17 protein-coding genes are annotated in these 25532 nt (G+C 60.2%); 3 read left to right on the forward strand and 14 right to left on the reverse strand.

What is annotated here, in order from left to right; all coding sequences use genetic code 11:
• Window positions 1–63 precede the first annotated feature (63 nt).
• From hemE to MMG91_RS09840, 11 genes are all read right to left on the reverse strand, one after another.
• Window positions 64–1131, reverse strand: a complete 1068-nt coding sequence (hemE, locus tag MMG91_RS09790; RefSeq protein ID WP_052965076.1) for a uroporphyrinogen decarboxylase — start codon at window positions 1129–1131, stop codon at window positions 64–66.
• A 230-nt stretch (window positions 1132–1361) separates the two neighbouring features.
• Entirely contained in the window at window positions 1362–2780 is a 1419-nt protein-coding gene (locus MMG91_RS09795; protein ID WP_048396075.1) for an FAD-dependent oxidoreductase, read from the reverse strand.
• Window positions 2781–2813: 33 nt separating this feature from the next.
• Window positions 2814–7259, reverse strand: coding sequence for a glutamate synthase large subunit (gene gltB / locus MMG91_RS09800; protein ID WP_310659468.1), 4446 nt, complete (start codon window positions 7257–7259; stop codon window positions 2814–2816).
• 350 nt (window positions 7260–7609) lie between these two features.
• Window positions 7610–9196: an SPOR domain-containing protein gene (locus MMG91_RS09805; protein WP_305447883.1), complete on the reverse strand. Its 1587-nt coding sequence runs from the start codon at window positions 9194–9196 to the stop codon at window positions 7610–7612.
• Between the two features lie 10 nt (window positions 9197–9206).
• Window positions 9207–10307, reverse strand: a complete 1101-nt coding sequence (gene aroB / locus MMG91_RS09810; RefSeq protein WP_310659469.1) for a 3-dehydroquinate synthase — start codon at window positions 10305–10307, stop codon at window positions 9207–9209.
• 150 nt (window positions 10308–10457) lie between these two features.
• Window positions 10458–10976: a shikimate kinase AroK gene (gene aroK / locus MMG91_RS09815; protein WP_201121330.1), complete on the reverse strand. Its 519-nt coding sequence runs from the start codon at window positions 10974–10976 to the stop codon at window positions 10458–10460.
• Between the two features lie 4 nt (window positions 10977–10980).
• Window positions 10981–13056: a type IV pilus secretin PilQ gene (pilQ, locus tag MMG91_RS09820; protein WP_310659470.1), complete on the reverse strand. Its 2076-nt coding sequence runs from the start codon at window positions 13054–13056 to the stop codon at window positions 10981–10983.
• A 13-nt stretch (window positions 13057–13069) separates the two neighbouring features.
• Window positions 13070–13597 (reverse strand): pilus assembly protein PilP, encoded by a 528-nt coding sequence (locus MMG91_RS09825; protein ID WP_305447880.1) that lies wholly within the window; start codon window positions 13595–13597, stop codon window positions 13070–13072.
• A complete protein-coding gene (pilO, locus tag MMG91_RS09830) occupies window positions 13594–14217 on the reverse strand; it encodes a type 4a pilus biogenesis protein PilO (protein WP_305504169.1) in 624 nt (207 codons plus the stop codon). Before pilO ends, MMG91_RS09825 begins: the two co-directional genes overlap by 4 nt.
• Window positions 14214–14780 (reverse strand): PilN domain-containing protein, encoded by a 567-nt coding sequence (locus MMG91_RS09835; RefSeq protein ID WP_310659471.1) that lies wholly within the window; start codon window positions 14778–14780, stop codon window positions 14214–14216. Before MMG91_RS09835 ends, pilO begins: the two co-directional genes overlap by 4 nt.
• A complete protein-coding gene (locus tag MMG91_RS09840) occupies window positions 14780–15844 on the reverse strand; it encodes a pilus assembly protein PilM (protein WP_253546967.1) in 1065 nt (354 codons plus the stop codon). The genes MMG91_RS09835 and MMG91_RS09840 overlap by 1 nt, the downstream gene beginning before the upstream one ends.
• Before the next feature lie 219 nt (window positions 15845–16063).
• Between MMG91_RS09840 and MMG91_RS09845 the strand changes: the two genes are divergently transcribed.
• Entirely contained in the window at window positions 16064–18508 is a 2445-nt protein-coding gene (locus tag MMG91_RS09845) for a penicillin-binding protein 1A (protein ID WP_405046530.1), read from the forward strand.
• 160 nt (window positions 18509–18668) lie between these two features.
• Here the strand turns inward: MMG91_RS09845 and MMG91_RS09850 are convergent, their stop codons facing one another.
• The 3 genes from MMG91_RS09850 to rpmE all read right to left on the reverse strand — a co-directional run bounded on the left by MMG91_RS09850 (window position 18669) and on the right by rpmE (window position 21166).
• Window positions 18669–19937 (reverse strand): malic enzyme-like NAD(P)-binding protein, encoded by a 1269-nt coding sequence (locus tag MMG91_RS09850; protein WP_007899225.1) that lies wholly within the window; start codon window positions 19935–19937, stop codon window positions 18669–18671.
• Window positions 19938–20120: 183 nt separating this feature from the next.
• Complete coding sequence (locus MMG91_RS09855) at window positions 20121–20921, reverse strand: thermonuclease family protein (RefSeq protein WP_310659473.1); 801 nt, start codon at window positions 20919–20921, stop codon at window positions 20121–20123.
• A gap of 14 nt (window positions 20922–20935) precedes the next feature.
• On the reverse strand, window positions 20936–21166 hold the full coding sequence (rpmE, locus tag MMG91_RS09860; protein ID WP_007899231.1) for a 50S ribosomal protein L31: 231 nt from the start codon (window positions 21164–21166) through the stop codon (window positions 20936–20938).
• Window positions 21167–21336: 170 nt separating this feature from the next.
• On the opposite strand from rpmE, the gene MMG91_RS09865 reads away from it, so the two are divergent.
• Together MMG91_RS09865 and argS are read left to right on the forward strand one after the other, a co-directional pair.
• Window positions 21337–23556 (forward strand): primosomal protein N', encoded by a 2220-nt coding sequence (locus MMG91_RS09865; RefSeq protein ID WP_310659474.1) that lies wholly within the window; start codon window positions 21337–21339, stop codon window positions 23554–23556.
• A gap of 238 nt (window positions 23557–23794) precedes the next feature.
• Window positions 23795–25531 (forward strand): arginine--tRNA ligase, encoded by a 1737-nt coding sequence (gene argS / locus MMG91_RS09870; protein WP_310659475.1) that lies wholly within the window; start codon window positions 23795–23797, stop codon window positions 25529–25531.
• Window position 25532: the final 1 nt, after the last annotated feature.

The following is a 25532-nucleotide window of genomic DNA, read 5'->3' on the forward strand; positions in this document are numbered from 1 at the left end:
TCATTTTCTGAACCACAAACAAAAACGCCCGGCATAAGCCGGGCGTTTTTTATCGGGTTGCGATCACTCGTGATACTGCGCCGACAGTTCATGCACCGCACGCAGGAACGCACCAGCATGTTCTGGGTCGACTTCCGGCGTGATGCCATGGCCGAGGTTGAACACGTGGCCGCTGCCTTTGCCGTAGCTGGCGAGGATGCGGCCGACTTCGGTGCGAATGGCTTCTGGCTTGGCGTAAAGCACGGTCGGGTCCATGTTGCCTTGCAGGGCGACTTTGCTGCCGACGCGTTGGCGGGCTTCGCCAATGTCGCAGGTCCAATCCAGGCCCAACGCATCAGCGCCAGCGTCAGCGATGCTTTCCAGCCACAGGCCGCCGTTCTTGGTGAACAGGATGACCGGCACTTTGCGGCCTTCGTGCTCGCGGATCAGGCCGCTGACGATTTTGCGCATGTAGGCCAAGGAGAACTCCTGGTACGCCGCCGCCGAGAGATTACCGCCCCAGGTGTCGAAGATCTGCACCGCTTGCGCGCCGGCCATGATCTGGCCGTTGAGGTAGCTGGTGACCGACTGCGCGAGTTTATCCAGCAGCAAGTGCATGGCTTGCGGGTTGTCGTAGAGCATGGCCTTGGTCTTGCGGAAGTCTTTCGACGAGCCGCCTTCGACCATGTAGGTGGCCAGGGTCCATGGGCTGCCGGAGAAGCCGATCAGCGGCACGCGGCCGTTCAGTTCGCGACGGATGGTGCTGACCGCGTCCATGACGTAGCCGAGGTCTTTGTGCGGATCAGGAATCGGCAGAGCTTCGATGTCGGCCAGGGTGCTGATGACTTTTTTGAAGCGCGGCCCTTCACCGGTCTCGAAGTACAGGCCCTGGCCCATGGCATCGGGGATGGTCAGGATGTCGGAGAAGAGGATCGCCGCGTCCAGTTGCGGATAGCGGTCAAGCGGCTGCATCGTGACTTCGCAAGCGAACGCCGGGTTCATGCACAAGCTCATGAAGTCACCGGCCTTGGCACGGCTGGCGCGGTATTCAGGCAGGTAGCGACCGGCCTGACGCATCATCCACACGGGGGTGACGTCTACGGGTTGCTTGAGCAGGGCGCGAAGGAAACGGTCGTTCTTCAGGGCAGTCATGTCGGCATCCGGAAAAAAAGTGCGGGCATTTTCTCAGAGCGCGACGCAAAAGGCACGGCAAGAGCCGTTCCTTTTGTCTATCGGGTCAATTTGTCGCGGTTTCGGCACCGAAAGATCGTTCCCACGCTCTGCGTGGTAACGCCTCCTGTGACGCTCTGCGTCACGCCTTTGGGACGCGGAGCGTCCCGTGCTGCATTCCCACGCAGAGCGTGGGAACGATCAGTGGAGGGTTAAACGCCCAGGTAATCCAGGATCCCTTCCGCAGCATTGCGCCCTTCGAAGATCGCCGTTACCACCAGATCGGAACCGCGCACCATGTCGCCACCGGCGAAGATTTTCGGGTTGCTGGTCTGGTGCTTGTACTGGCCTTGTTCCGGGGCCACAACGCGGCCCTGGCTGTCGGTCTGGATGCTGAACTGCTCGAACCAAGACGCCGGGCTTGGACGGAAACCGAAGGCGATGACCACGGCGTCGGCCGGGATGATCTCTTCGGAACCCGGGATCGGCTCGGGGCTGCGACGGCCACGGGCGTCCGGTTCGCCGAGACGGGTCTCGACCACCTTCACGCCTTCGACGCGGTCTTCACCGACGATAGCGATCGGCTGGCGGTTGTAGAGGAATTTCACGCCTTCTTCCTTGGCGTTCTTCACCTCTTTGCGCGAGCCCGGCATGTTCGCTTCGTCACGACGATAGGCACAGGTCACCGACTTGGCGCCCTGACGAATCGAAGTACGGTTGCAGTCCATCGCCGTGTCGCCGCCACCCAGTACCACGACCTTCTTGCCTTTCATGTCGACGAAATCTTCCGGCGACTTTTCAAAGCCCAGGTTGCGGTTGACGTTGGCGATCAGGAAATCCAGCGCGTCATACACGCCCGGCAGATCTTCACCGGCAAAGCCGCCCTTCATGTAGGTGTAGGTGCCCATACCCATGAACACGGCATCGTATTCTTCGAGCAGTTGCTCGATGGTCACGTCCTTGCCGATTTCGGTGTTCAGGCGGAACTCGATGCCCATGCCGGTGAAGACTTCGCGGCGATTGCTCAGCACGGTCTTTTCCAGCTTGAACTCGGGGATGCCGAAGGTCAGCAAACCGCCGATTTCCGGGTTCTTGTCGAACACCACCGGAGTCACGCCGCCGCGCACCAGCACGTCGGCACAGCCCAGGCCGGCAGGGCCCGCGCCGATCACCGCGACACGCTTGCCGGTCGGCTTGACCTTGGACATGTCCGGACGCCAGCCCATGGCAAACGCGGTGTCGGTGATGTACTTCTCGACCGAACCAATGGTCACCGCACCAAAACCGTCGTTAAGGGTGCAGGCCCCCTCGCACAGACGATCCTGGGGGCAAACCCGGCCGCAGACTTCCGGCAGGGTGTTGGTCTGGTGCGACAACTCGGCGGCCTGCAGGATGTTGCCCTCGGCCACCAGCTTCAGCCAGTTCGGAATGAAGTTGTGCACCGGGCACTTCCATTCGCAGTACGGGTTACCGCAACCCAGGCAGCGGTGGGCCTGGTCGGCCGACTGCTGGGGTTTGAAGGGTTCGTAGATTTCCACGAACTCTTTCTTGCGTTGACGCAACAGTTTCTTCTTCGGATCTTTGCGCCCGACATCGATGAACTGGAAGTCGTTATTCAGACGTTCAGCCATTGTTAAAACCTCATCAAACTCTTCAGGCGCATATCACTGCGGGTTGGCACGGGTGCTGGAAAGCAACGATTTCAGGTTGGCAGCCTTGGGCTTGACCAGCCAGAAACGACGCAGATAGTCATCGAGGTTTTCAGCGAGGTTACGACCCCACTCGCTGTCGGTTTCCTCGACGTATTCGTTCAGCACGCGTTGCAAATGGCTGCGATAGGCTTCCATCGCCTCACCGCTGATCCGCTGGATTTCCACCAGTTCGTGGTTGACCCGGTCAACGAAGGTGTTGTCCTGGTCGAGCACGTAGGCGAAACCGCCGGTCATGCCTGAGCCGAAGTTGTAACCGGTCTTGCCCAGCACGCAGACGAAACCACCGGTCATGTACTCGCAGCAGTGATCGCCCGTGCCTTCCACGACGGTGTGAGCACCGGAGTTACGCACCGCGAAACGCTCGCCCGCGGTACCGGCGGCGAACAGCTTGCCCCCGGTGGCGCCATACAGGCAGGTGTTGCCGATAATGGCGCTGTCCTGAGTCTTGTAGATGCTGCCCTTCGGCGGAACGATGACCAGCTTGCCGCCGGTCATGCCTTTGCCGACGTAGTCGTTGGCATCGCCTTCCAGGTACATGTTCAGACCGCCGGCGTTCCACACACCGAAGCTCTGACCCGCCGTGCCTTTGAAGCGGAAGGTGATTGGCGCATTGGCCATGCCCTGGTTGCCGTGCTTGCGAGCAATTTCACCGGAGATCCGCGCGCCGATGGAACGGTCGCAGTTGCAGATATCCAGGGCGAAATCGGCGCCGCTCATGTCGTTGATGGCCGAAGTGGCGAGGTCGACCATTTTCTCGGCCAGCAGGCCTTTGTCGAACGGCGGGTTGCGATCGACTTGGCAGAATTGAGGCTTGTCTGCCGGGATGTGATCGCTGCCGAGCAACGGAGTCAGGTCCAGGTGATTCTGCTTGGCGGTCTGGCCTTCGAGGATTTCCAGCAGATCGGTACGACCGATCAGCTCTTCGAGGGAGCGCACGCCCAGCTTGGCCAGCCACTCACGGGTTTCTTCGGCGACGTAGGTGAAGAAATTCACCACCATGTCGACGGTGCCGATGTAGTGATCCTTGCGCAGCTTCTCGTTTTGAGTCGCAACGCCGGTGGCGCAGTTGTTCAGGTGGCAAATACGCAGGTATTTGCAGCCCAGGGCGATCATTGGCGCGGTGCCGAAGCCGAAGCTTTCAGCGCCGAGGATCGCTGCCTTGATCACGTCGAGGCCGGTTTTCAGGCCACCGTCGGTCTGCACCCGGACCTTGCCGCGCAAGTCGTTGCCGCGCAGGGTCTGATGGGTTTCGGCCAGGCCGAGTTCCCACGGTGCGCCCGCGTATTTGATCGAGGTCAGTGGCGATGCACCGGTGCCGCCGTCGTAGCCGGAGATGGTGATCAAGTCCGCGTAGGCCTTGGCCACACCGGCCGCGATGGTGCCGACGCCCGCTTCTGCAACCAGCTTCACCGAGACCAGCGCCTTCGGGTTGACTTGTTTCAGGTCGAAAATCAGCTGCGACAAGTCTTCGATCGAATAGATGTCGTGGTGCGGCGGAGGCGAAATCAGGGTCACACCCGGCACCGCGTAACGCAGCTTGGCGATCAGACCATTGACCTTGCCGCCTGGCAGCTGACCACCTTCGCCGGGCTTGGCGCCCTGAGCGACTTTGATCTGAAGCACTTCAGCGTTAACCAGGTATTCCGGGGTCACACCGAAACGGCCAGTGGCGACTTGCTTGATTTTCGAGCTCTTGATGGTGCCGTAGCGCGCCGGGTCTTCGCCGCCTTCGCCGGAGTTGGAACGCGCACCGAGGCGGTTCATGGCTTCAGCCAGGGCTTCGTGGGCTTCCGGCGACAATGCACCCAAAGAGATGCCCGCGGAGTCGAAGCGCTTGAGCACCGATTCCAGCGGTTCGATCTCGCTGATGTCCAGCGGCGTATCCAGGGTCTTGACCTTGAACAGGTCGCGGATCATCGACACCGGACGATTGTCCACCAGCGCCGTGTATTCCTTGAACTTGCTGTAGTCGCCCTGCTGCACAGCGGCTTGCAGGGTGCTGACCACGTCCGGGTTGTAGGCGTGATATTCGCCACCGTGGACGAACTTCAGCAGGCCGCCTTGCTGGATCGGCTTGCGCGGGCTCCAGGCTTCGGCCGCCAGGGCTTTCTGCTCGGCTTCGATGTCGACGAAACGCGCGCCCTTGATGCGGCTTGGCACACCACGGAAGCTCAGGTCGCAGACTTCTTCGGACAGGCCGATCGCTTCGAACAATTGTGCTCCGCGATACGACGTGATGGTCGAGATACCCATCTTCGACAGGATCTTGAGCAGGCCTTTGGTGATGCCTTTGCGGTAGTTCTTGAACACCTCATAGAGGTCGCCCAGCACTTCACCGGTTCGGATCAGGTCGCCCAGCACTTCGTAGGCCAGGAAAGGATAAACGGCAGAGGCGCCGAAACCGATCAACACCGCGAAGTGGTGCGGATCGCGCGCAGTGGCGGTCTCAACGAGAATGTTGGAGTCGCAACGCAGGCCTTTTTCGGTCAGGCGATGATGCACCGCGCCGGTGGCGAGCGAAGCGTGGATCGGCAACTTGCCCGGGGCGATGTGACGGTCACTCAGTACAATCTGGGTGCGACCGGCGCGAACGGCTTCTTCAGCCTGATCGGCAACATTGCGCACCGCCGCTTCGAGGCCAATGCTCTCGTCGTAGTTGAGGTCGATGATCTGGCGTTCAAAGCCTGGACGATCGAGGTTCATCAGCGAACGCCACTTGGCCGGGGAAACGACCGGCGAGCTGAGAATCACGCGCGAGGCGTGTTCCGGCGATTCCTGGAAGATGTTGCGCTCGGCGCCGAGGCAGACTTCCAGCGACATGACGATGGCTTCGCGCAGCGGGTCGATCGGCGGGTTGGTCACCTGCGCGAACTGCTGACGGAAATAGTCGTACGGCGTGCGCACGCGCTGGGACAGCACGGCCATCGGCGTGTCGTCACCCATCGAGCCGACAGCTTCGTAGCCTTGCTCGCCGAGCGGACGCAGCACCTGGTCGCGCTCTTCGAACGTGACCTGGTACATCTTCATGTACTGCTTGAGCTGATCAACGTCGTAGAACGCCGAACCGTGGTCGTTGTCTTCCATGGTCGCCTGGATGCGCAGGGCATTCTTGCGCAGCCATTGCTTGTACGGATGACGGGACTTCAAGCGGTTGTCGATGGCATCGGTGTCGAGGATCTGACCGGTTTCGGTGTCCACGGCAAAGATCTGGCCCGGGCCAACGCGGCCCTTGGCGATCACGTCTTCAGGCTGGTAGTTCCAGACACCGATTTCCGAGGCCAGGGTAATGAAGCCGTTCTTGGTGGTGACCCAACGCGCCGGACGCAGACCGTTACGGTCGAGCAGGCACACCGCGTAGCGACCATCGGTCATGACCACGCCGGCCGGGCCGTCCCACGGTTCCATGTGCATCGAGTTGTATTCGTAGAACGCACGCAGATCCGGGTCCATGGTTTCGACGTTCTGCCACGCAGGCGGAATGATCATCCGCACGCCACGGAACAGGTCGATGCCACCGGTGACCATCAGCTCGAGCATGTTGTCCATGCTGGAGGAGTCGGAACCTACCCGGTTCACCAGCGGGCCGAGTTCTTCCAGATCCATCAGATCGTTGGTGAACTTGGTGCGACGGGCCTGAGCCCAGTTGCGGTTGCCGGTGATGGTGTTGATCTCGCCGTTGTGGGCGAGGAAGCGGAACGGCTGCGCCAGCGGCCATTTCGGCAGGGTGTTGGTGGAGAAGCGCTGGTGGAACACGCAGATTGCGGTTTGCAGGCGCTGGTCGCTCAGGTCTGGATAGAAGGCGGTCAAATCCGCCGGCATCATCAGGCCTTTATAAATGATGGTCTTGTGGGAAAAGCTGCAGATGTAGTGATCGACGTCGGCGGCGTTGGCCACGGACGAACGACGACGGGCGCTGAACAGCTTGATCGCCATGTCCTGATCGCTCAGGCCTTCACCACCGATGAACACTTGTTCGATCTGCGGCAGGCGTTCGAGGGCCAGGCGGCCGAGGACGCTGGTGTCGATCGGCACTTTGCGCCAGCCGACCAGAGTCAGGCCTTCAGCCAGGATCTCGCGGTTCATGTTCTCGCGAGCGGCTTCGGCTTTGACCGGGTCCTGGTTGAAGAAGACCATGCCCACAGCGTATTGCTTGGGCAGTTCGACGCCGAAGGTTTCCTGGGCAATTGCACGCAGGAATACATCCGGCTTTTGAATCAGCAGACCGCAACCGTCACCGGTCTTGCCGTCGGCGTTGATCCCACCGCGGTGGGTCATGCAGGTCAGGGCCTCAATGGCCGTTTGCAAAAGGGTATGACTGGGCTCGCCCTGCATATGGGCTATCAGGCCGAAACCGCAGTTATCCTTGAATTCATCTGGTTGGTACAGACCTGCTTTCATAGACACTTTCTCACCAGGCTGCCTCTTATCGAGGCAAATTTCTTTTCAATTCAGCCAGTTACCATCCACGCCGAACGTACGCCAGCTTTGCGGGGGCAAAAGGGAGGTCATTGTACACACCGACACCGAGGCTCACAAATTTGACGACGAACTGTCGCAAATCTATGTCGCATTTGTGAAAGGTTTAAAGCGATATGCTGTGCTAGTCAAAACTTTTTTAATTTTGACCGCAACGACTCAAAGACCACTGTGACGCAGACACCACAAGGCACGCGGTCTGTAGAGACGGCATGCGCTTGCAGAAATTTTGAGGTGCTTGGAGAGGCGGCCTGGGTAAGGCCGCCGAATCTTCAGCGAGTTGTTGCCAGTTCCTGTTGGACGCTGGCGACAGTGCGAGGCCAAGGTTTACCAGCCTGAACCTTCGCTGGCAAGGCCTTGATGGCGGTAACGGCTGCATCGCGGTTGGCGAAGCTACCGTAGGTGATGACGTAAAGCGGCTTGCCGTTGAGCACTTTCTTGAAATAACGGTACTCGCCGCCCTGCTCTTTGACGAAGCTCTGGGCGGCCGATTCGGAGCTGGTGCCCAGGATTTGCACCACGTAGTTACCCGGCGCCTGGCCTGCGTACCAGCTGCCACCGGCGGCTTTGGCCACAGTGACTGGCTTCTCGACAGGTTTGGCGGCAGCGGCCGGCTTGGCGGGCGCTGGAGCCGGTTTGGCAACAGGTGCAGGCGCTGGCTTGGCTGTCGCGACCTGAGTCGGCGCTGGAACCGGTTTGGCGGCGGGCGTTGGCGCAGGGCCCGGCTGGATGCCGGCAGGCGGCGCAGTCGTGGTCACGGTTGGCGGTGTAGCGCTGGAGCCTTCCACCGGCACGCCGTCATCGCCTTCGGTGATGCCACCGGCCGCTTCGGCCAGTGGCCCGCGCATGACTGGCTGCGAATTACCGACCAACGGCAATGGCATCGGTTGCGAATTACCGGCGAACTCCACGGCGGGAGCGCCGCTGCCGTCAGATTGTGGCGCACCCTGCCCCAGTGGCAGTTGCGCCTGTTCGTTGGCAGGCGCGCCGGTGGTCGGTGCCTTGCTGCGACCCGGCATCAACCAGGCGGCGGCTACCGCGACCACGACTACGGCGGAAATCGCCAATACGTGTTTCTTCGGCATGTTGAACCCCATACTTGGACGCTTGACCGCTGAGCGGCTGGCAATCATGGCTTCGATCATTGCATCGCGGGCGACCTGATTGATGTTGCCAGGCCAACCGTCGGAGCTTTCGTGAATATCAGAGATCTGATCCGCGGTGAAAAGTTCGATACCCCGGCCGGCGCCCTCAAGACGCTGATCCAGATATTCGCGGGTTTCTTCTTCCGTGTAGGGCTGCAATTCGATGACGTGGAAGCGCTCTTCCTCGAGGCTCAGCGCTTCAAGTTGGGCAATCAGCGACGACTCACCGAACAGGAACACGTGCGGGCGACCTTCCGACGCACCAGCGGCCAAAGCCAGCAAGGCCTCCAGCGCGGACTCGTCGAGTTGCTCGGCATCATCCACCAGCAAATAGACTTCCTGCCCTGTAAGGGCAAGCTGTACCACCTGGTCCAGGATCGCGCCAATTTCGACCTGTTCGACGTTCAGCGCCTGAGCCACCTGACGCAGCACACCCGCTGCATCGCCGGCGCCACGGGCGGAAACCACCACGCTCTGCACTGACTGTTTGTTGGTGCTGGCCACCAGGGCCTGACGCAACAGGGTTTTGCCGCTGCCTTGAGGGCCAGTGACCACCAGCAACAACTGGCTGTAACGGGCCAGATGATGCAGTTGCCCCAGCACCGGTTTGCGCTGGGCCGGGAAAAATTTGAAGCCAGGCACCCGTGGAGCGAAAGGGTCATGACTTAACTGGTAATGGCCGAGGAAAGCCTCGTCGGCATGCAAACTAGTCATCGGGATCTTATTAACCTTTAAGCTGAGCCAGGGCACGGTAATCCGCTCCCAGCGTGGCCTGTAAAACCTCTTTCGGATAATCGTCGGTCACCACTGCTTCGCCCATGTGGCGCAGCAGCACCAGGCGCAAACGACCGTCGATCACTTTCTTGTCAATTGCCATGTGTTCGAGAAAATCGGCTTCGGTCATCTCTTCCGGCGGAATGACCGGCAGGCCGGCACGCTGGAACAGACGAATACCGCGATCACGTTCCTGTTCGCTGATCCAGCCCAGGCGCGCAGACATTTCCAAAGCCATTACGGTGCCAGCGGCGACTGCTTCACCATGAAGCCAGACACCATAGCCCATATGGGTTTCGATCGCGTGGCCGAAGGTGTGGCCCAGGTTCAACGTGGCACGCACACCCGTCTCTTTCTCGTCGGCACCGACCACCGCAGCCTTGGCCGAGCAGGAGCGTTCGATGGCGTAAGTCAGGGCGGTCTGGTCCAGCGCTCGCAGGCGATCGACGTTTGCTTCGAGCCAGGTCAGGAATGGCTCGTCGCAGATCAGCCCGTATTTGATGACTTCCGCCAGCCCGGCGGACAGTTCGCGGGGCGGCAGGGTGTTGAGGGTGGCGGTATCGATCAGCACCACGTTGGGCTGATAGAAGGCGCCGACCATGTTTTTGCCCAGCGGGTGATTGATCCCGGTCTTGCCGCCCACCGAGGAGTCGACTTGCGACAACAATGTGGTCGGTATCTGGATGAAATCGACGCCACGCTGGTAGCAGGCGGCAGCAAAACCGGCCATGTCACCGATCACGCCGCCACCGAGGGCGATTACCGTGGTGCGGCGATCGTGCCGTGCAGTCAGCAGGCCGTCGAAAATCAGTTGCAGGGTTTCCCAGGTCTTGAAGGCTTCGCCGTCGGGCAGCACCACGGAAATCACCGAGAACTGCGCGAGGCTGCGGGTCAGACGTTCGAGATAGAGCGGCGCAACGGTTTCGTTGGAGATGATCGCTACTTGCCGTCCGCGGATATGCGGGACCAGCAGCTCAGGCTGATCCAACAAACCTTCGCCAATATGAATCGGGTAGCTGCGCTCGCCTAGATCGACCTTGAGTGTCTGCATGTGTCCCCACAGTGAAGATGGAATCAGGCGTCCTGCCTTGAGTTTACGAATTCCATGGCGTCTGCTGGTGTGACGCCGTTCGGTAGCCAGCCGCCACAACCTTGAGCGGCTGCGACAGGACGCCGAGGATAGCGCATTTCGGGCCACGCATTAACGGGGAGGTAGTTGCTGCAAGCGGTCGAGAATATCGAGCACCACCATCCGCGGTGGCCGCTCATCGGTTTCCACCACCAGGTCGGCGATTTCCCGATACAGCGGGTCACGGATCGCCAGCAAGTCCCGCAGGGTCTTCGCCGGGTCGGCGGTGCGCAACAGCGGGCGATTGCGGTCGCGAGCCGTTCGGCCGACCTGCTGCTCGACAGACGCATGCAGATAGACCACCCGACCACCGGCGTGCAGCGCTCGACGATTGGCTTCGCGCATTACGGCGCCGCCACCGGTCGCCAATACCACGCCGTCGAACGCGCACAGCTCGGCAATCATCGCCTGCTCGCGGTCGCGAAAGCCCGGCTCGCCTTCCTTATCGAAAATCCACGGGATATTGGCGCCCGTGCGCAATTCAATTTCCTTATCGGAATCTTTGAACGGCAGGCGCAGCTCTTTGGCCAGCAAACGGCCGATGGTGCTTTTTCCAGCCCCCATCGGTCCAACAAGAATCAAATTTCGCACAGAATCAATGACTCACAGCAATCGCCTGATTGTTCATGATACGCGGAGTGAGAAATACCAGCAGCTCGGATTTTTTCTCCGAAACCACGTCACGCCGGAAAAGGCGGCCAAGATACGGCACATCACCGAGAAATGGCACCTTATCTACAACCTTGCTCTGAGTATTTGAGAAAACCCCACCAATGACGATGGTCTCGCCGTCGTTAACCAACACCTTGGCGTTGACCTCGTTTTTCTTGATCGGCGGTACATCCTGCACTTTGTTCAGGTAGTCCGGTTCGTCCTTGGTGACCTTGACCTCCATGATGATGCGATTGTCCGGCGTGATCTGCGGGGTCACTTCCAGGGACAGCGAAGCCTCCTTGAACGACACCGAGGTGGCGCCGCTGGAACTGGCTTCCTGATAGGGAATCTCGGTGCCCTTGAGGATTTTCGCGGTTTCCTTGTCGGACGTGACCACCTTGGGCTGCGAGACGATTTCCCCGTTGCCGGTTTTCTCCATGGCTGAAAGCTCAAGGTCCAGCAGCACATTGTCGGTAATGAAGGCAATGCCTATCCCCGAGGTATTGGCAGACGTCCCCAGATCGACGAACGGCGAATTGGTACTGGTGCTGCCCGGCGTACCAATGGTGGTGGAAGAGCCGTTGACCCCGGACGTGTTCCAGTTGCCCTTCTGCACCGAACCACCCCATCGCACGCCAAGGCTTTTGTCGTAATCGACGTTGGCCTCGACGATGCGCGCCTCGATCATCACCTGACGCACTGGAATATCCAGCTGCGCAACAATGCGACGCAGCTCGTCGAGACGATCCTGGGTCTGGTAGGCAATGATGTTGTTGGTCCGCTCATCGACTGTGATGGATCCTCGCTCATCGACTTTCGCTTCGGCGCTGGTCACCGACTGGAACAGCTTGGCGATATCGGCCGCCTTGGCGTAGTTGACCTGCAACAGCTCGCGACGCAGAGGCGCCAGTTCAGCGATCTGCTTCTGTGACTCCAGTTCCTGGCGCTCCCGGGCGGCGATTTCATCGGCCGGTGCCACCAACAGGACGTTGCCGATTTTGCGTTTATCCAGACCTTTGGTTTTCAACACCAGGTCCAGCGCCTGATCCCATGGCACGTTCTGCAGGCGCAACGTTATGCCGCCCTGCACCGTGTCGCTGGCCACCAGATTGAGGTTGGTGAAGTCGGCGATCAGTTGCAGCACCGAGCGCACATCAATGTCCTGGAAATTCAGCGAGAGTTTTTCGCCGGTGTAGGCAAAGCGTTCGGTATTGCGCTTTTGCAGGTCATCGACAGTCATCGGTCGGATGCTGACGGTCAGTTTGTTGTCGGTCTGATAGGTCGAATAATCGAAAGCGCCGCTGGGCTCGATGCTGATGGTGGCCCGATCACCCGTGACGCTGGCATTGACGAATTGCACCGGCGTGGCGAAATCCTTGACGTCGAGGCGTACACGCAACCGTTCAGGCAGTTGGGTCTTGGTGAAACCGACGATGATTTTGCCATCGCGCTCCTGGATGTCCGGGGCGATGGACGGATCCGACAGATCAATGACCACATTGCCCTCACCCTGGGTGCCGCGCTGGAAATCCACGCCCCGGATGGCTTTACCCATGGGCGCATTGACCTTGGGGGGCGCTGGCGTCGCAGTGGTTGCGCGCGGTGCGCTGACGGCCGGTTTGGGCGCCTTGCTACCGGCATTTTGCCCGACAACCACGAATAGATTGTTGCCTTCGAGGCGGGTGTTATATGGAGTCAATTGAGTCAGGCTGATGATCAGCCGAGTACGGTCCTTGGCCTCCACCACCGTGGCGCTACGGGCATTGCCGCCGCCCAGATCCCGATTCTTGTTCGTCAGCTGACTGGTGACCCCCGGCAGGTCCAGCGCAATCCGCGCAGGCTGCTCTGTCGTGTAACCGTGGGGCTGCGGGGGCGGCCCATCGAACGACAACTTCAACTCGACACGGTCACCGGGCAGCGCGGCGACGTCCAGCGCTTTGAGGTTGGCCGCCACTACCATCGGCGACAGAAACGCTATCCATAGCGAAATACCGAAGGTTGAGAAAATCCTGTTCATTATTCGAGTTCCACTATGAGTGCTCTTTCAAAGGGATGGTTCGCGGCCGTTCCAGCCAGGCACCTTCACCATCGGGAACGATTTCGACCACGTCGACTTGCGAACCGCTGATGGCGACGATCCGCCCATCGTTACGCCCCAGGTAATCGCCAACTTTCAGCCGATGCACGCCGCCCGCCCCGCGCAACAGCGCAAAGGAGCCAGTTGCATTGGAGATCGTGCCGACCATTTCAAATTGCTCGATGTTGAAACCTTCGAGGTACTGCTTGACCCGATTGGGGTCGGGCTTGACGTTACGCGAGCCGTGTTTCTGGCCGGCCAGATCGACTCTGACCTGCCGGGAGAACGGGCTACGCAGATTGGCAGCGTTGTAGGTGAATGTCGGGTAAGACTGGAATGTCGGCGTTGGTTCAATCTTGCCGGGTGCACGCAGGCGCACTTCATTCAGGTAGGCGTCCAGGTCACTGAAATCACTGTCACCGCCACAACCGGCCAGGATGACCAGGCACATAATCATCGACAGGTAACGAATCGGGCTCATTTCTGCAACCCCTTGTCGTTGTAGCGATAGGTCTTGGCAAGGATGCTCATGCGCAACTTCGGACCGCCGTCGGGATTGGCCGGCGCCAGGTCGAAGTCATGCAGGGTGACGATCCGCGGCAGCCCGGCCACGCCGCTGACGAAAGTAGCCAGGTCGTGATAAGCGCCGGTGACGGTGATCCGGATAGGGAGCTCGATATAGAACTGCTGGGTGACCTCCGGGAGCAGCTTGATTTCTTCGAACTCCAGGCCGCTGCCCAGGCCGGTGCGGGTGATGTCCTCCAGCAGGCCGGGCACTTCGGTGTCGCTGGGCAATTGCCGTAATAGCACGCCGAAGGAGTTCTCCATTTCCTTCATCTGCTGGGTATACAGCTCCAGATTCGCCGCCATATGGGCCTTGGTCGCGAATTGCTCCCTGAGCGTCGACTCTTCCTCGCGTCTGAGTTCCAAGTGGTTTTGCAGGTCACTGATCAAAAAGCTGTAGCCCAGGGCCAGGACCAGAACCATCAGCAGGACACTCGCCAGGACTTTGATCGCCGGTGGCCAGGAACCCATGTTGTTGGTGTCCAGATCGTTGATGTCGATCTGGCGTAATCCTTCGAACCATTCAGACAGCTTCATTTAGCGCCCCCCACAATGGCGGGCTGGGTCTGACGGACGGTCAACTGAAAAACATTGGCCTGATCCAGCTGACCGGCGGTGGTCGCTTTGACTTCCGTGAGGTTGGGCGCATCGAACCAGTCGGAGGCATCAAGATTACGCATCAGATCCGAAACACGATTGTTGGATTCCGCAGCGCCGGTGATGGACACGGTTTTGCCGACCATTTTCACTTGGGTGAAATAAACCCCGTCCGGCAAAGTACGCGCCAACTGATCGAAAATCCTCCCGCTGATCGGCCGGTTGCCTTGCAGGTCCTGAATAATGTGCATGCGCTCCACGAGTTGCTGTCGACGGGCTTTCAAGTCGCTGATTTGCTTGATCCGCTCGTCGACCACGGCAATCTGCTTGCTGATGTAATCGTTACGAGCGACTTGCCGATTAATCGCGCTTTCAATGACTTGGTCCGCGATGAGCAGCGCTCCCACTGACCCCACCAGAACACCGACCAATGCCAGCAAAAAGCGTTTGCGACGCCCTTCGCGCAACTCTTCACGCCAGGGTAAAAGATTGATCCGCGCCATCAGTCGAAACTCCTGAGGGCCAGCCCGCAGGCGATCATCAGTGCCGGAGCGTCGCTCGCCAGGGCACCCGCGTTGACCTTGCTGCTCAGGGTCATGTTGGAGAATGGATTGGCGACCTGAGTCGGCGTCCCCAATCGCTGTTCGATCAACCGATCAAGCCCGGGGACCGAAGCGGTACCGCCAGCCAGGAGGATGTGATCGACCGAGTTGTATTGGCCGGAGGCAAAGAAAAACTGCAGCGATCGCGACACCTGTTGCACTAACGCATCACGAAACGGCTGCAAGACCTCACTCACGTAATCGTCCGGCAAACCGCCCTGCTTCTTTGCCAACCCCGCCTGCTCGACCGTCAGGCCATAACGACGCTGGATCTCTTCCGTCAGTTGACGGCCCCCGAACAATTGTTCGCGGGTGTAGATGATCCGCCCGTTGTGCAGCACGCTCAGGGTGGTCATGGTGGCGCCGATATCGACCACCGCCACGGTCAGACGCTCCTGAGAAGCGGCCAACTGGGTGGCCAGCAGGCCGAACGATCGCTCCAGGGCATAGGCTTCGACGTCGACCACTCGTGCAGTCAGCCCGGCCAGAGCCAAGGCCGCTTCACGGACCTCCACGTTTTCCTTGCGACAGGCCGCCAGCAGCACATTGACCCGCTCGGGATTGCGCGCCGACACGCCTTGCACTTCGAAATCGATTGCCACTTCGTCCAGTGGATAAGGAATGTATTGATCGGCCTCGATCTTCAGCTGGTTTTCCATCTCGTCGTCGGAAAGACCGGCGTCCATCTCGATGGTTTTGGTGATCACCGCCGAACCGGCCACAGCCACGGCAACGTTCCTGAGGTTGGTTTTGGCCTTGGATAGCACCCGCGCAAGAGCCTGCCCCACCCCTTCGAGCTCGGCGATATTTTTCTCGACCACCGCGCTGGCAGGCAGCGGCTCGACCGCATAGGCCTCGACCCGGTACCGGTCGCCTTGGCGACTTAGCTCCAGTAGCTTCACCGACGTGGAGCTGATGTCGATCCCCAGAAGCGTATTGGCTTTTTTATTGAAGAGTCCTAGCACTACCAATTCCCTATGACTATCCGTGAGTTACGGACTCTGTAATATCCATTGCGTTCAATACCCTCCGTCTTGACAGAAGCGCAAATGACGCCCCCGAAGGAAAAATGCTTATAATGCTGAGCGTTTTTTCCGCTTTCACTGCAAGCGCGGGTCATTTTCTGTATAGCCTGAACCCCTGATGCCTAATTCATTTTTTACCCTGGATATCCAAAAGCCTTGATTCGTCTGCTGAAATTTTTCGGTTGGTCCGTCGTCGCCGTTTTCTGCGGACTGCTCCTGAGTCTGAGCGGCGCTTTTCTTTACCTTAGCCCCGGATTGCCGTCCGTGGAGGCGCTGAGAAGTATTCAGTTGCAGATTCCTTTGCGGGTGTACAGCAGCGACAACAAGTTGATCGCAGAATTTGGCGAAATGCGCCGTACTCCGATCCGTTTCGCCGACATTCCCCCCAATTTCATCAATGCGTTACTAAGTGCTGAAGACGACAATTTCGCCAACCACTACGGCGTCGATCCCAGCAGCCTGATGCGTGCCGCTACCCAGCTGGTAAAGAGCGGACACATTCAGTCCGGCGGCAGCACCATCACCATGCAGGTGGCGAAGAACTTCTTCCTGACCAGCGAGCGCAGCTTCTCGCGCAAAACCACCGAAATCCTCTTGGCCCTGCAGATCGAACGGCAGTTGACCAAGGACGAGATTCTCGAGCTGTATGTCAACAAGATCTATCTGGGCAACCGCGCCTACGGCATCGAGGCAGCAGCGCAGGTCTATTACGGCAAGTCGATTCGTGACGTGAGCCTGGCGCAGATGGCGATGATCGCCGGCCTGCCAAAAGCCCCGTCTCGCTTCAACCCGCTGGCCAATCCGACCCGCAGCAAGGAGCGTCGCGACTGGATCCTGGGGCGCATGTACAAGCTCGGAAAAATCACCGAAGCCGACTACACCACTGCGATCAATGAGCCGCTGAACGCCAGCTACCATGTGCCGACACCGGAAGTGAACGCGCCATACGTCGCCGAAATGGCCCGCGCCGAAATGGTCGGCCGATATGGCAGCGATGCGTACACCGAAGGTTTTCGTGTCACCACCACAGTCCCGAGCAATTTGCAGGAGATGGCCAACACCGCGGTTCACGAAGGCTTGATGGCCTACGACCAACGGCACGGTTATCGCGGCCCCGAGTCACGCCTGCCGGGTAAGACCCGAGAGGCCTGGACCCAGGAGTTGACCAAACAGCGAATCATCAGCGGCCTGGAACCGGCGATCGTGACCCAGGTCGACAAGAACGGCGTGCAGGTGTTGACCCGCACGGGTACCGGCGAAGAGCATGTCGCCTGGGACACCATGAAGTGGGCTCGTCCGTTCCTGAACACCAACAGCATGGGCGCCAATCCGAAGCAGCCGTCGGATGTCGCACAGGTCGGTGATCTGATTCGCGTGCAGCGTCAGCCAGACGGCTCGCTCAAATTCAGCCAGATTCCACAGGCTCAAGGCGCACTGGTTTCCCTCGATCCGCAGAACGGTGCCATTCGTTCGCTGGTCGGCGGTTTCGCCTTCGAGCAGAGCAACTACAACCGCGCCATGCAGGCCAAGCGCCAGCCAGGCTCGAGCTTCAAGCCGTTCGTCTACAGCGCCGCCCTGGACAACGGCTACACCGCCGCCAGCCTGGTGAACGACGCCCCGATCGTGTTCGTTGACGAATACCTGGACAAGGTCTGGCGCCCGAAGAACGATACCAACACCTTCCTCGGCCCGATCCGCATGCGTGAAGCGCTCTACAAGTCGCGCAACCTGGTATCGATCCGCCTGCTGCAAGCGCTGGGTGTCGACCGCACCATCGACTACATCAGCAAGTTCGGCTTCAACAAGCAGGACCTGCCGCGCAACCTGTCGCTGGCCTTGGGTACCGCGACCCTGACGCCAATGGAAATCGCCACCGGCTGGGCCACCTTCGCCAACGGCGGCTACAAGATCACCCCGTACATCATCGACAAGATCGAAAGCCGCAACGGCGACACGCTATTCGTCGCCAACCCGCCGAGTGTTCCTAAAGGCGCCATAGCCAGCGATGGCATCGCCGTACCGGCCTCCAACACCTTCACGGTCAACGCCACCCCAGGCGAAGCGCCGAGCGCCCAGCCAGCGCCACAAACGCCAGCCGTGGCCGAGCGCATCGTCGATGGGCGCACCACCTACATCCTCAACAGCATGCTTGAGGACGTGATCAAACTCGGCACCGGCCGCCGTGCGCTGGCCTTGGGTCGCAGCGACATCGCGGGCAAGACCGGCACTACCAACGAGTCCAAGGACGCCTGGTTCTCCGGCTACAACGCCGATTACGTGACCACCGTCTGGACTGGCTTCGACCAACCGGAAAGCCTGGGTAAACGCGAGTTCGGCGGCACCGTTGCCTTGCCGATCTGGATGAACTACATGGCGGCAGCCCTTAAAGACAAGCCGCCTCACACCCAGGCGGAGCCGGAAGGCATTCTCAGCCTGCGCGTCGACCCGATCAGCGGCCGTGCAGCCACCCCAAGCACGCCAGGCGCCTACTTCGAACTGTTCAAGGCCGAAGACACACCACCGTCGGTTAACGAGCTGAGCAACGGCAATGCGCCGGGCAGCCCGCTGCCAGCGGATGAAGCGGCGCCGATCGATTTGTTCTGATCGTGTAGCAACACTTAAAAGCCCCGCCCTCGAAAGAAATGCGGGGCTTTTTTTGGCCTGCCGATCGCTCCCACGCTCTGCGTGGGAACGATCAAACCCGCAGATACAAAAAAGCCCCGACTCGCGAGAGCCGGGGCTTTTGGTTGAGCGTTACAACGGCTTAGCCGTTGAACACGTCATCCACGCTTTTCAGCGGGTAGTTCTTCGGATACGGCAGGGTCGCCACACCGGTCTCGATCGCAGCCTTGGCCACGGCATCGGAGATCAGGGTGATCAGACGGGCATCCATTGGTTTCGGGATGATGTACTCACGACCGAATTCCAGCTTGATGCCGCCGTAGGCGTCGCACACTTCCTGAGGCACTGGCAGCTTGGCCAGTTCACGCAGGGCGTTGGCGGCAGCCACTTTCATTTCTTCGTTGATGCGCTTGGCGCGAACGTCCAGGGCACCACGGAAGATGAACGGGAAGCCCAGTACGTTGTTGACCTGGTTCGGGTAGTCCGAACGGCCGGTGGCCATGATCACGTCGTTACGGGTGGCGTGAGCCAGTTCCGGGGAGATTTCCGGATCCGGGTTCGAGCACGCGAACACGATCGGGTTGGCCGCCATGGATTTCAGGCCTTCAGCACTCAGCAGGTTCGGGCCGGACAGGCCAACGAACACGTCAGCGCCTTCCAGTGCGTCAGCCAGGGTGCGCTTCTCGGTCGCGTGAGCGAACACAGCCTTGTACTGGTTCAGGTCGTCACGGCCGGAGTGGATCACGCCGGTACGGTCAACCATGTAGATGTTTTCGATGTTGGCGCCCATGCTCACCAGCAATTTCATGCAGGAGATAGCGGCCGCACCGGCGCCCAGGCAGACGATCTTGGCGTCTGCCAGGGTTTTGCCAGCGATTTCCAGGGCGTTGATCATGCCGGCTGCAGTAACGATGGCGGTGCCGTGCTGGTCATCGTGGAATACCGGAATGTCGCACTGCTCGATCAGAGCGCGTTCGATCTCAAAGCACTCAGGTGCCTTGATGTCTTCCAGGTTGATGCCACCGAAGGTAATGGAGATACGCTTGACGGTGTCGATGAAGGCTTGCGGGCTTTCGGAGTCGACTTCGATGTCGAACACGTCGATGCCGGCGAAGCGCTTGAACAGCACGCCCTTACCTTCCATGACCGGCTTGGAAGCCAATGGGCCGAGGTTACCCAGGCCGAGAATCGCGGTGCCATCGGAAATGACTGCAACCAGGTTGCCCTTGCCGGTGTATTTGTAGGCCAGTTCAGGATCGCGGGCGATTTCGCGTACTGGTTCGGCTACGCCGGGGCTGTAGGCCAGCGACAGATCGCGGGCGGTAGCGGTGGCCTTGGTGAGCTCGACACTCAGCTTCCCTGGACGGGGATGGGCGTGATATTCGAGAGCGGCAGTTTTCAGATCAGACATAGGGGCATTCCGCTTTTTACTGTTGGACAGACGGACCGCCGAGGATACTCGCCTCGCAAAGTCCTCACAAGACTGACCAGTCACCCCTGTCAAGCGCCCGGCCCTACGACTTTGGGCCAAGAGCCACGGAACACAAGGGATAGACTGTTCACAATCAACGTGAAAAATGTCTACAATTTTTTCTTACGGTGCCGCCTGCAACATTGCCGGATCGGTCAGCGGCAGAAGCCAACGCGCCTGCCCCGGTTTCAACCCTCCGCGGCGCGAACGATCCACCACCCAGCCACGAGCCTCGATTTGCTTGCCTTTGAGCTTTTCAAGCGATGCGACATCGAATTGGTCCAGCATATTGGGTGCAACCCGCAATACAACCGAATCCTGCAACTCGATCCAAACCCCGCCGCGATTGCGCTGAACCTTGCTCACACGACCGCTGAGCAGGGCGAAGCCGGACGCGCTGATCTGCTTCGCTTTCAGTACAGGTGATTGTCGCCACAGCCCGAGACCGGCCCGACGAGCACTGCGTTCGGCCGCTTGCTGGCAGGCGACCAAATCGACATTCGGCGCCACCGCCACTTGAAAACCGAGGCCCTCGGCGAGCATCTGCGCTTCGAGGTTAGCCCCATCGATGCCATAGACATGGGCCAGGGTCCGGCCGTAATGGTCTTTGCTTTCTTTACCCGGCAGCAAACCGACCTGCCCGTCGCTGGCGGCCACCAGAGCTTCAAGGCGCTTGCGCGCAGCGACGGCGAACGGTTCGTCGGAACGCCCCTGCTTGCCCAACTCCGGCGTATTCAAACCGATCATGCGCACGCTGCGACCATCACGCAGACGCAAGGTGTCACCATCTACCACCCGCTGCACTGCGACCGACGTCAGCCCGCTCGACGCCGGGCAGAAGGCCTGGGCACCGGAAAGCCAAATCGCGGACACAAAAAAGGCGCCCGCGAGGGACGCCTTTTTTATCAGCAAGGAAAAGCCCATCGGGCCCTTCAACCTTACTCTGCAGCAGCTGGAGCTTTCTTGCCGAAAGCACCGAAACGGTCTGCGAAGCGCTGTACACGGCCGCCAGTATCCAGAGTCTTCTGCTTACCGGTGTAGAACGGGTGGCACTCGTTGCATACGTCGATCGCCAGAGGCTTGGCCAGGTTCGAACGAGTTTCGAACTTGTTGCCACAGCTGCAGGTAACTGCGGTGATTTCGTATGTTGGATGGATATCGGCTTTCATGATGTATTCCTCAGGCTAGCGTGCCGCCACTCAACACCATTGTTGAATACCGCACGTAATTAGGCCGCGGATTCTACCAGACAATGCCATTCACGCAAGCTGTCGCTTAAACCAGTCGTCTGCTAGGCTCCCGGCCTTCTTCACCGCTCCAGTAACGAGAAAACAATCGCGTGCCCAACGCCATTCTGCGCCTCGCCCTGCCTTCGCCCCTGCGCCGCCTGTTCGATTACCGTGCCCCGGCCGGCATCCTGCGCGCCCAGTTGCACCCGGGCATGCGCTTGCGGGTGCCGTTCGGTCGGCGGGAGATGATCGGGATTCTGGTGGAGGTCACCGACACCAGCGAAGTACCGGCAGAAAAACTCAAACCCGCCCTGGCGCTGCTCGACGCCACGCCGCCGCTGCCCCCCGCGCTGTTCAAACTGTGCCTGTGGACCTCTCAGTATTACCAGCACAGCCTCGGCGACACGTTGAGCTGGGCGCTGCCGGTATTGTTGCGACAAGGCGAATTGGCCGAAGCACGCCAGGAACGCTTCTGGTCCGCCGCGCCCGGCGCCAGCCTCGATGATCCGCGCATCACCCGCGCCCCGCGACAACGTGAAGCACTGGCGACTCTGGCCCAACACCCCCACGGCGTCGCTCATCAGTTGTTGAGCAAACTGATGCTCAGCAAGGACAGCCTCGATCTGTTGCTGGCCAAGGATTTAGTGCAAGTCGAAATCCGCAAGCACGCGCCCGGTGTGCGCCACGAACATTGGCTGGCGCAACCGGAATTGCCGCTTAACCCGGAGCAACGCGCCGCTTACGAGGCGATTCGCGCCGGATTCGACAGTTATCACGCGTTCCTGCTGGCCGGCGTCACCGGCAGCGGCAAGACCGAAGTCTATTTGCAGCTGATCCGCGAAACCCTCGAGGCCGGCAAGCAAGCCCTGGTGCTGATCCCGGAGATCAACCTCGGCCCGCAAACCCTGGCCCGATTCGAGCAGCGCTTCAATGCGCGCATCGCGCTGATCCACTCCGCCGTCAATGACCGCGAACGCCTGGAAGCCTGGCTGGCGGCACGGGATGGCGAGGCCGACATTATTATCGGTACCCGTTCGGCACTGTTCACGCCGATGAAGAACCCCGGCCTGATCATCATTGATGAAGAGCACGACGGCTCTTATAAACAGCAGGAAGGCTTGCGCTATCACGCCCGCGACCTGGCACTGGTCCGCGCCCGGCAGGAGAACATCCCGATTGTCCTTGGCTCCGCCACGCCTTCGCTGGAGAGCCTGCAAAACGCCTACACCGGTCGTTACGGCCTCTTACGCCTGAATGAGCGGGCCGGTGGCGCGAAGCAACCGCGCTTCCTGCGCCTGGACGTGAAAAGTCGTCCACTGGACAGCGGCATTTCCGGGCCAATGCAGCAAGCCATCGGTCAGACCCTCGCCGCCGGCCAGCAGGTGTTGGTGTTCCTCAACCGCCGAGGGTTCGCCCCGACGCTGCTTTGCCATGACTGCGGCTGGATGTCTGAATGTCAGCGCTGCGACGCGCGAATGACCGTGCACCAGCGCTCCGGCGAACTGCGTTGCCACCATTGTGGCTACGTCGAACGAGTGCCCCGGCATTGCCCGAAGTGCGGGAAGGTCGATTTGCGGCCCGTAGGCGCCGGTACAGAGCGCGCCGAAGAGCGCCTGGGGATTCTGTTTCCGGACGTGCCGGTGCTGCGGGTCGACCGCGACAGCACTTCACGCAAAGACGCGATGAATCAACTGTTCGCCACCATTCAGAAGGGCCAGCCATGCATTCTGGTCGGCACACAGATGCTTGCCAAAGGGCACCACTTTCCACGGGTGACCCTCGTGTCGATTCTCGATGCCGACGGCGGACTGTTCTCCGGAGATTTTCGCGCCAGCGAACGTATGGCGCAGCTGATCGTCCAGGTCGCCGGGCGCGCAGGACGGGCCGAAGAGCCGGGCAAAGTGATTATCCAGACGCACCTGGCGGACCATCCGCTGCTGGTGCAACTGACCGAACAGGGCTATTTCGCCTTTGCCGAACAGGCGTTGAGCGAACGCCGCTCCGCAGGGCTGCCGCCGTTTGCGCATCTCGCACTGCTGCGGGCCGAAGCACATAAACCGGGGCAGGCCGAAGGCTTCCTCGATGAGGCGTGCAGCGAGGCCGAGCGTTTGCTGGTCGAGCAGAATCTGACCGGAATTGAGTTGCTTGGGCCGGTGCCGGCGCCGATGGAACGCCGGGCCGGACGCTACCGTGCACAGTTGTTGTTGCAGGCCACGGCCCGGGCGCCGTTGCATCGGTTGTTGAGCAGTTGGCTGCTGATTTTGGAGCAGATGCCGAGTGGGCGGGCGGTGCGTTGGTCGCTGGATGTCGATCCGGTCGATTTGTATTGAATTCAAGATCGCTATCGCGGGCAAGCCCGGCTCCCACAGGGATCTGCGTTGTTCACATGCTCTACGTCGTACCACTTACCCTGTGGGAGCGGGCTTGCCCGCGATAGCGGTCGATTTGTCACCACATATCCATAACCGGCCCGCTATAGTTGGCAAGCCCGTCTTCGCAACGGATAATGCCCAGTTTTTCCACCAGCGCATCGAAGCGCCGCCGCGCTTGCGGCCGAAAGAGCAGACCATGAAAGACACCATTCGCCAGCTGATCCAACAAGCCATCACCCAACTCGTCAACGAAGGTGTGTTGCCTGAAGGCCTGTCGCCGGCGATCCAGGTGGAAAACTCTCGCGACAAGAAAAACGGCGACTTCGCCAGCAACATCGCCATGATGCTGGCCAAACCGGCGGGCATGAAACCCCGCGACCTGGCCGAGAAAATCATCGCCGCGCTGCCGGCTGACGAGAACGTCTCCAAAGCCGAAATCGCCGGCCCTGGCTTCCTGAACTTCTTCCAGAACACTCAAGCCCTGGCGACCCGCCTGGACGCGGCACTGGCCGACGACCACATCGGCGTGCGCAAAGCCGGCCCGGTGCAGCGCACCGTGGTAGACCTGTCGGCCCCGAACCTGGCCAAAGAAATGCACGTCGGCCATTTGCGTTCGACCATCATCGGCGACGGCGTGGCCCGGGTGCTTGAATTCCTCGGCGACGAAGTGATCCGCCAGAACCACGTTGGCGACTGGGGCACCCAGTTCGGCATGCTGATGGCTTATCTGCAGGAAAACCCGATCACCAGCGATGAGCTGTCGGACCTGGAAAACTTCTACCGCGCCGCCAAGCAACGCTTCGACGAGTCCGAAGAATTCGCTGATCGCGCCCGTGGCCTGGTGGTCAAGCTGCAAGCTGGCGACCCGGATTGCCTGGCGCTGTGGACCAAATTCAAAGACATCTCGCTGTCGCACTGCCAGAAAATCTACGAACTGCTGAACGTCAAACTGACCATGGCCGACGTAATGGGTGAAAGCGCCTACAACGACGACCTGATCAACGTGGTCAACGACCTCAAGGCCGCTGGCCTGCTGGTCGAGAGCAACGGCGCTCAATGCGTGTTCCTCGACGAGTTCAAGAACGCCGATGGCGACCCGCTGCCAGTGATCATCGTCAAGGCTGACGGCGGCTATCTCTACGCCACCACTGACCTGGCGGCTGTGCGCTACCGCAGTGGCGTGCTGAAGGCCGATCGTGCGCTGTATTTCGTCGACCAGCGCCAGGCCCTGCACTTCCAGCAAGTGTTCGCCGTCGCCCGCAAGGCCGGCTTCGTGACCCATCCGATGGAAATGGAGCACATGGGCTTCGGCACCATGAACGGCGCCGACGGCCGTCCGTTCAAGACCCGTGACGGCGGCACCGTGAAGCTGATCGACCTGCTGACCGAAGCCCAGGAACGCGCCTACACCCTGGTGAAAGAGAAGAACCCGGAATTGGCCGAAGACGAGTTGCGCAACATCGCCAAGGTCGTGGGCATCGGCGCCGTGAAATACGCCGACCTGTCCAAGCACCGCACCAGCGACTACAGCTTCAACTTCGACCTGATGCTGAACTTCGAAGGCAACACCGCGCCATACCTGCTGTACGCCTACACCCGGGTGGCCGGTGTGTTCCGCAAGCTCGGCAAGGACTTCAGCGAAGTCGAAGGGCAGATCGTCCTCGAAGCCGCCCACGAACATGAGCTGGCGGCGAAACTGGCGCAGTTCGGCGAAATTTTGAATAACGTGTCCGACAAAGGTACGCCGCACATTCTCTGCACCTACCTGTACGATGTTGCCGGCCTGTTCTCCAGCTTCTACGAGAACTGCCCGATCCTCGGCGCCGACACCCCGGCGCAAATGCAGAGCCGCCTGCGCCTCGCCGCGCTGACCGGCCGCACTCTCAAGCAAGGCCTGGAACTCTTGGGTCTGGAAACTCTGGAGCGTATGTAAG

The sequence above is a fragment of the Pseudomonas sp. JL3 genome (assembly GCF_031570575.1).
Lineage (GTDB): Bacteria > Pseudomonadota > Gammaproteobacteria > Pseudomonadales > Pseudomonadaceae > Aquipseudomonas > Aquipseudomonas cucumis.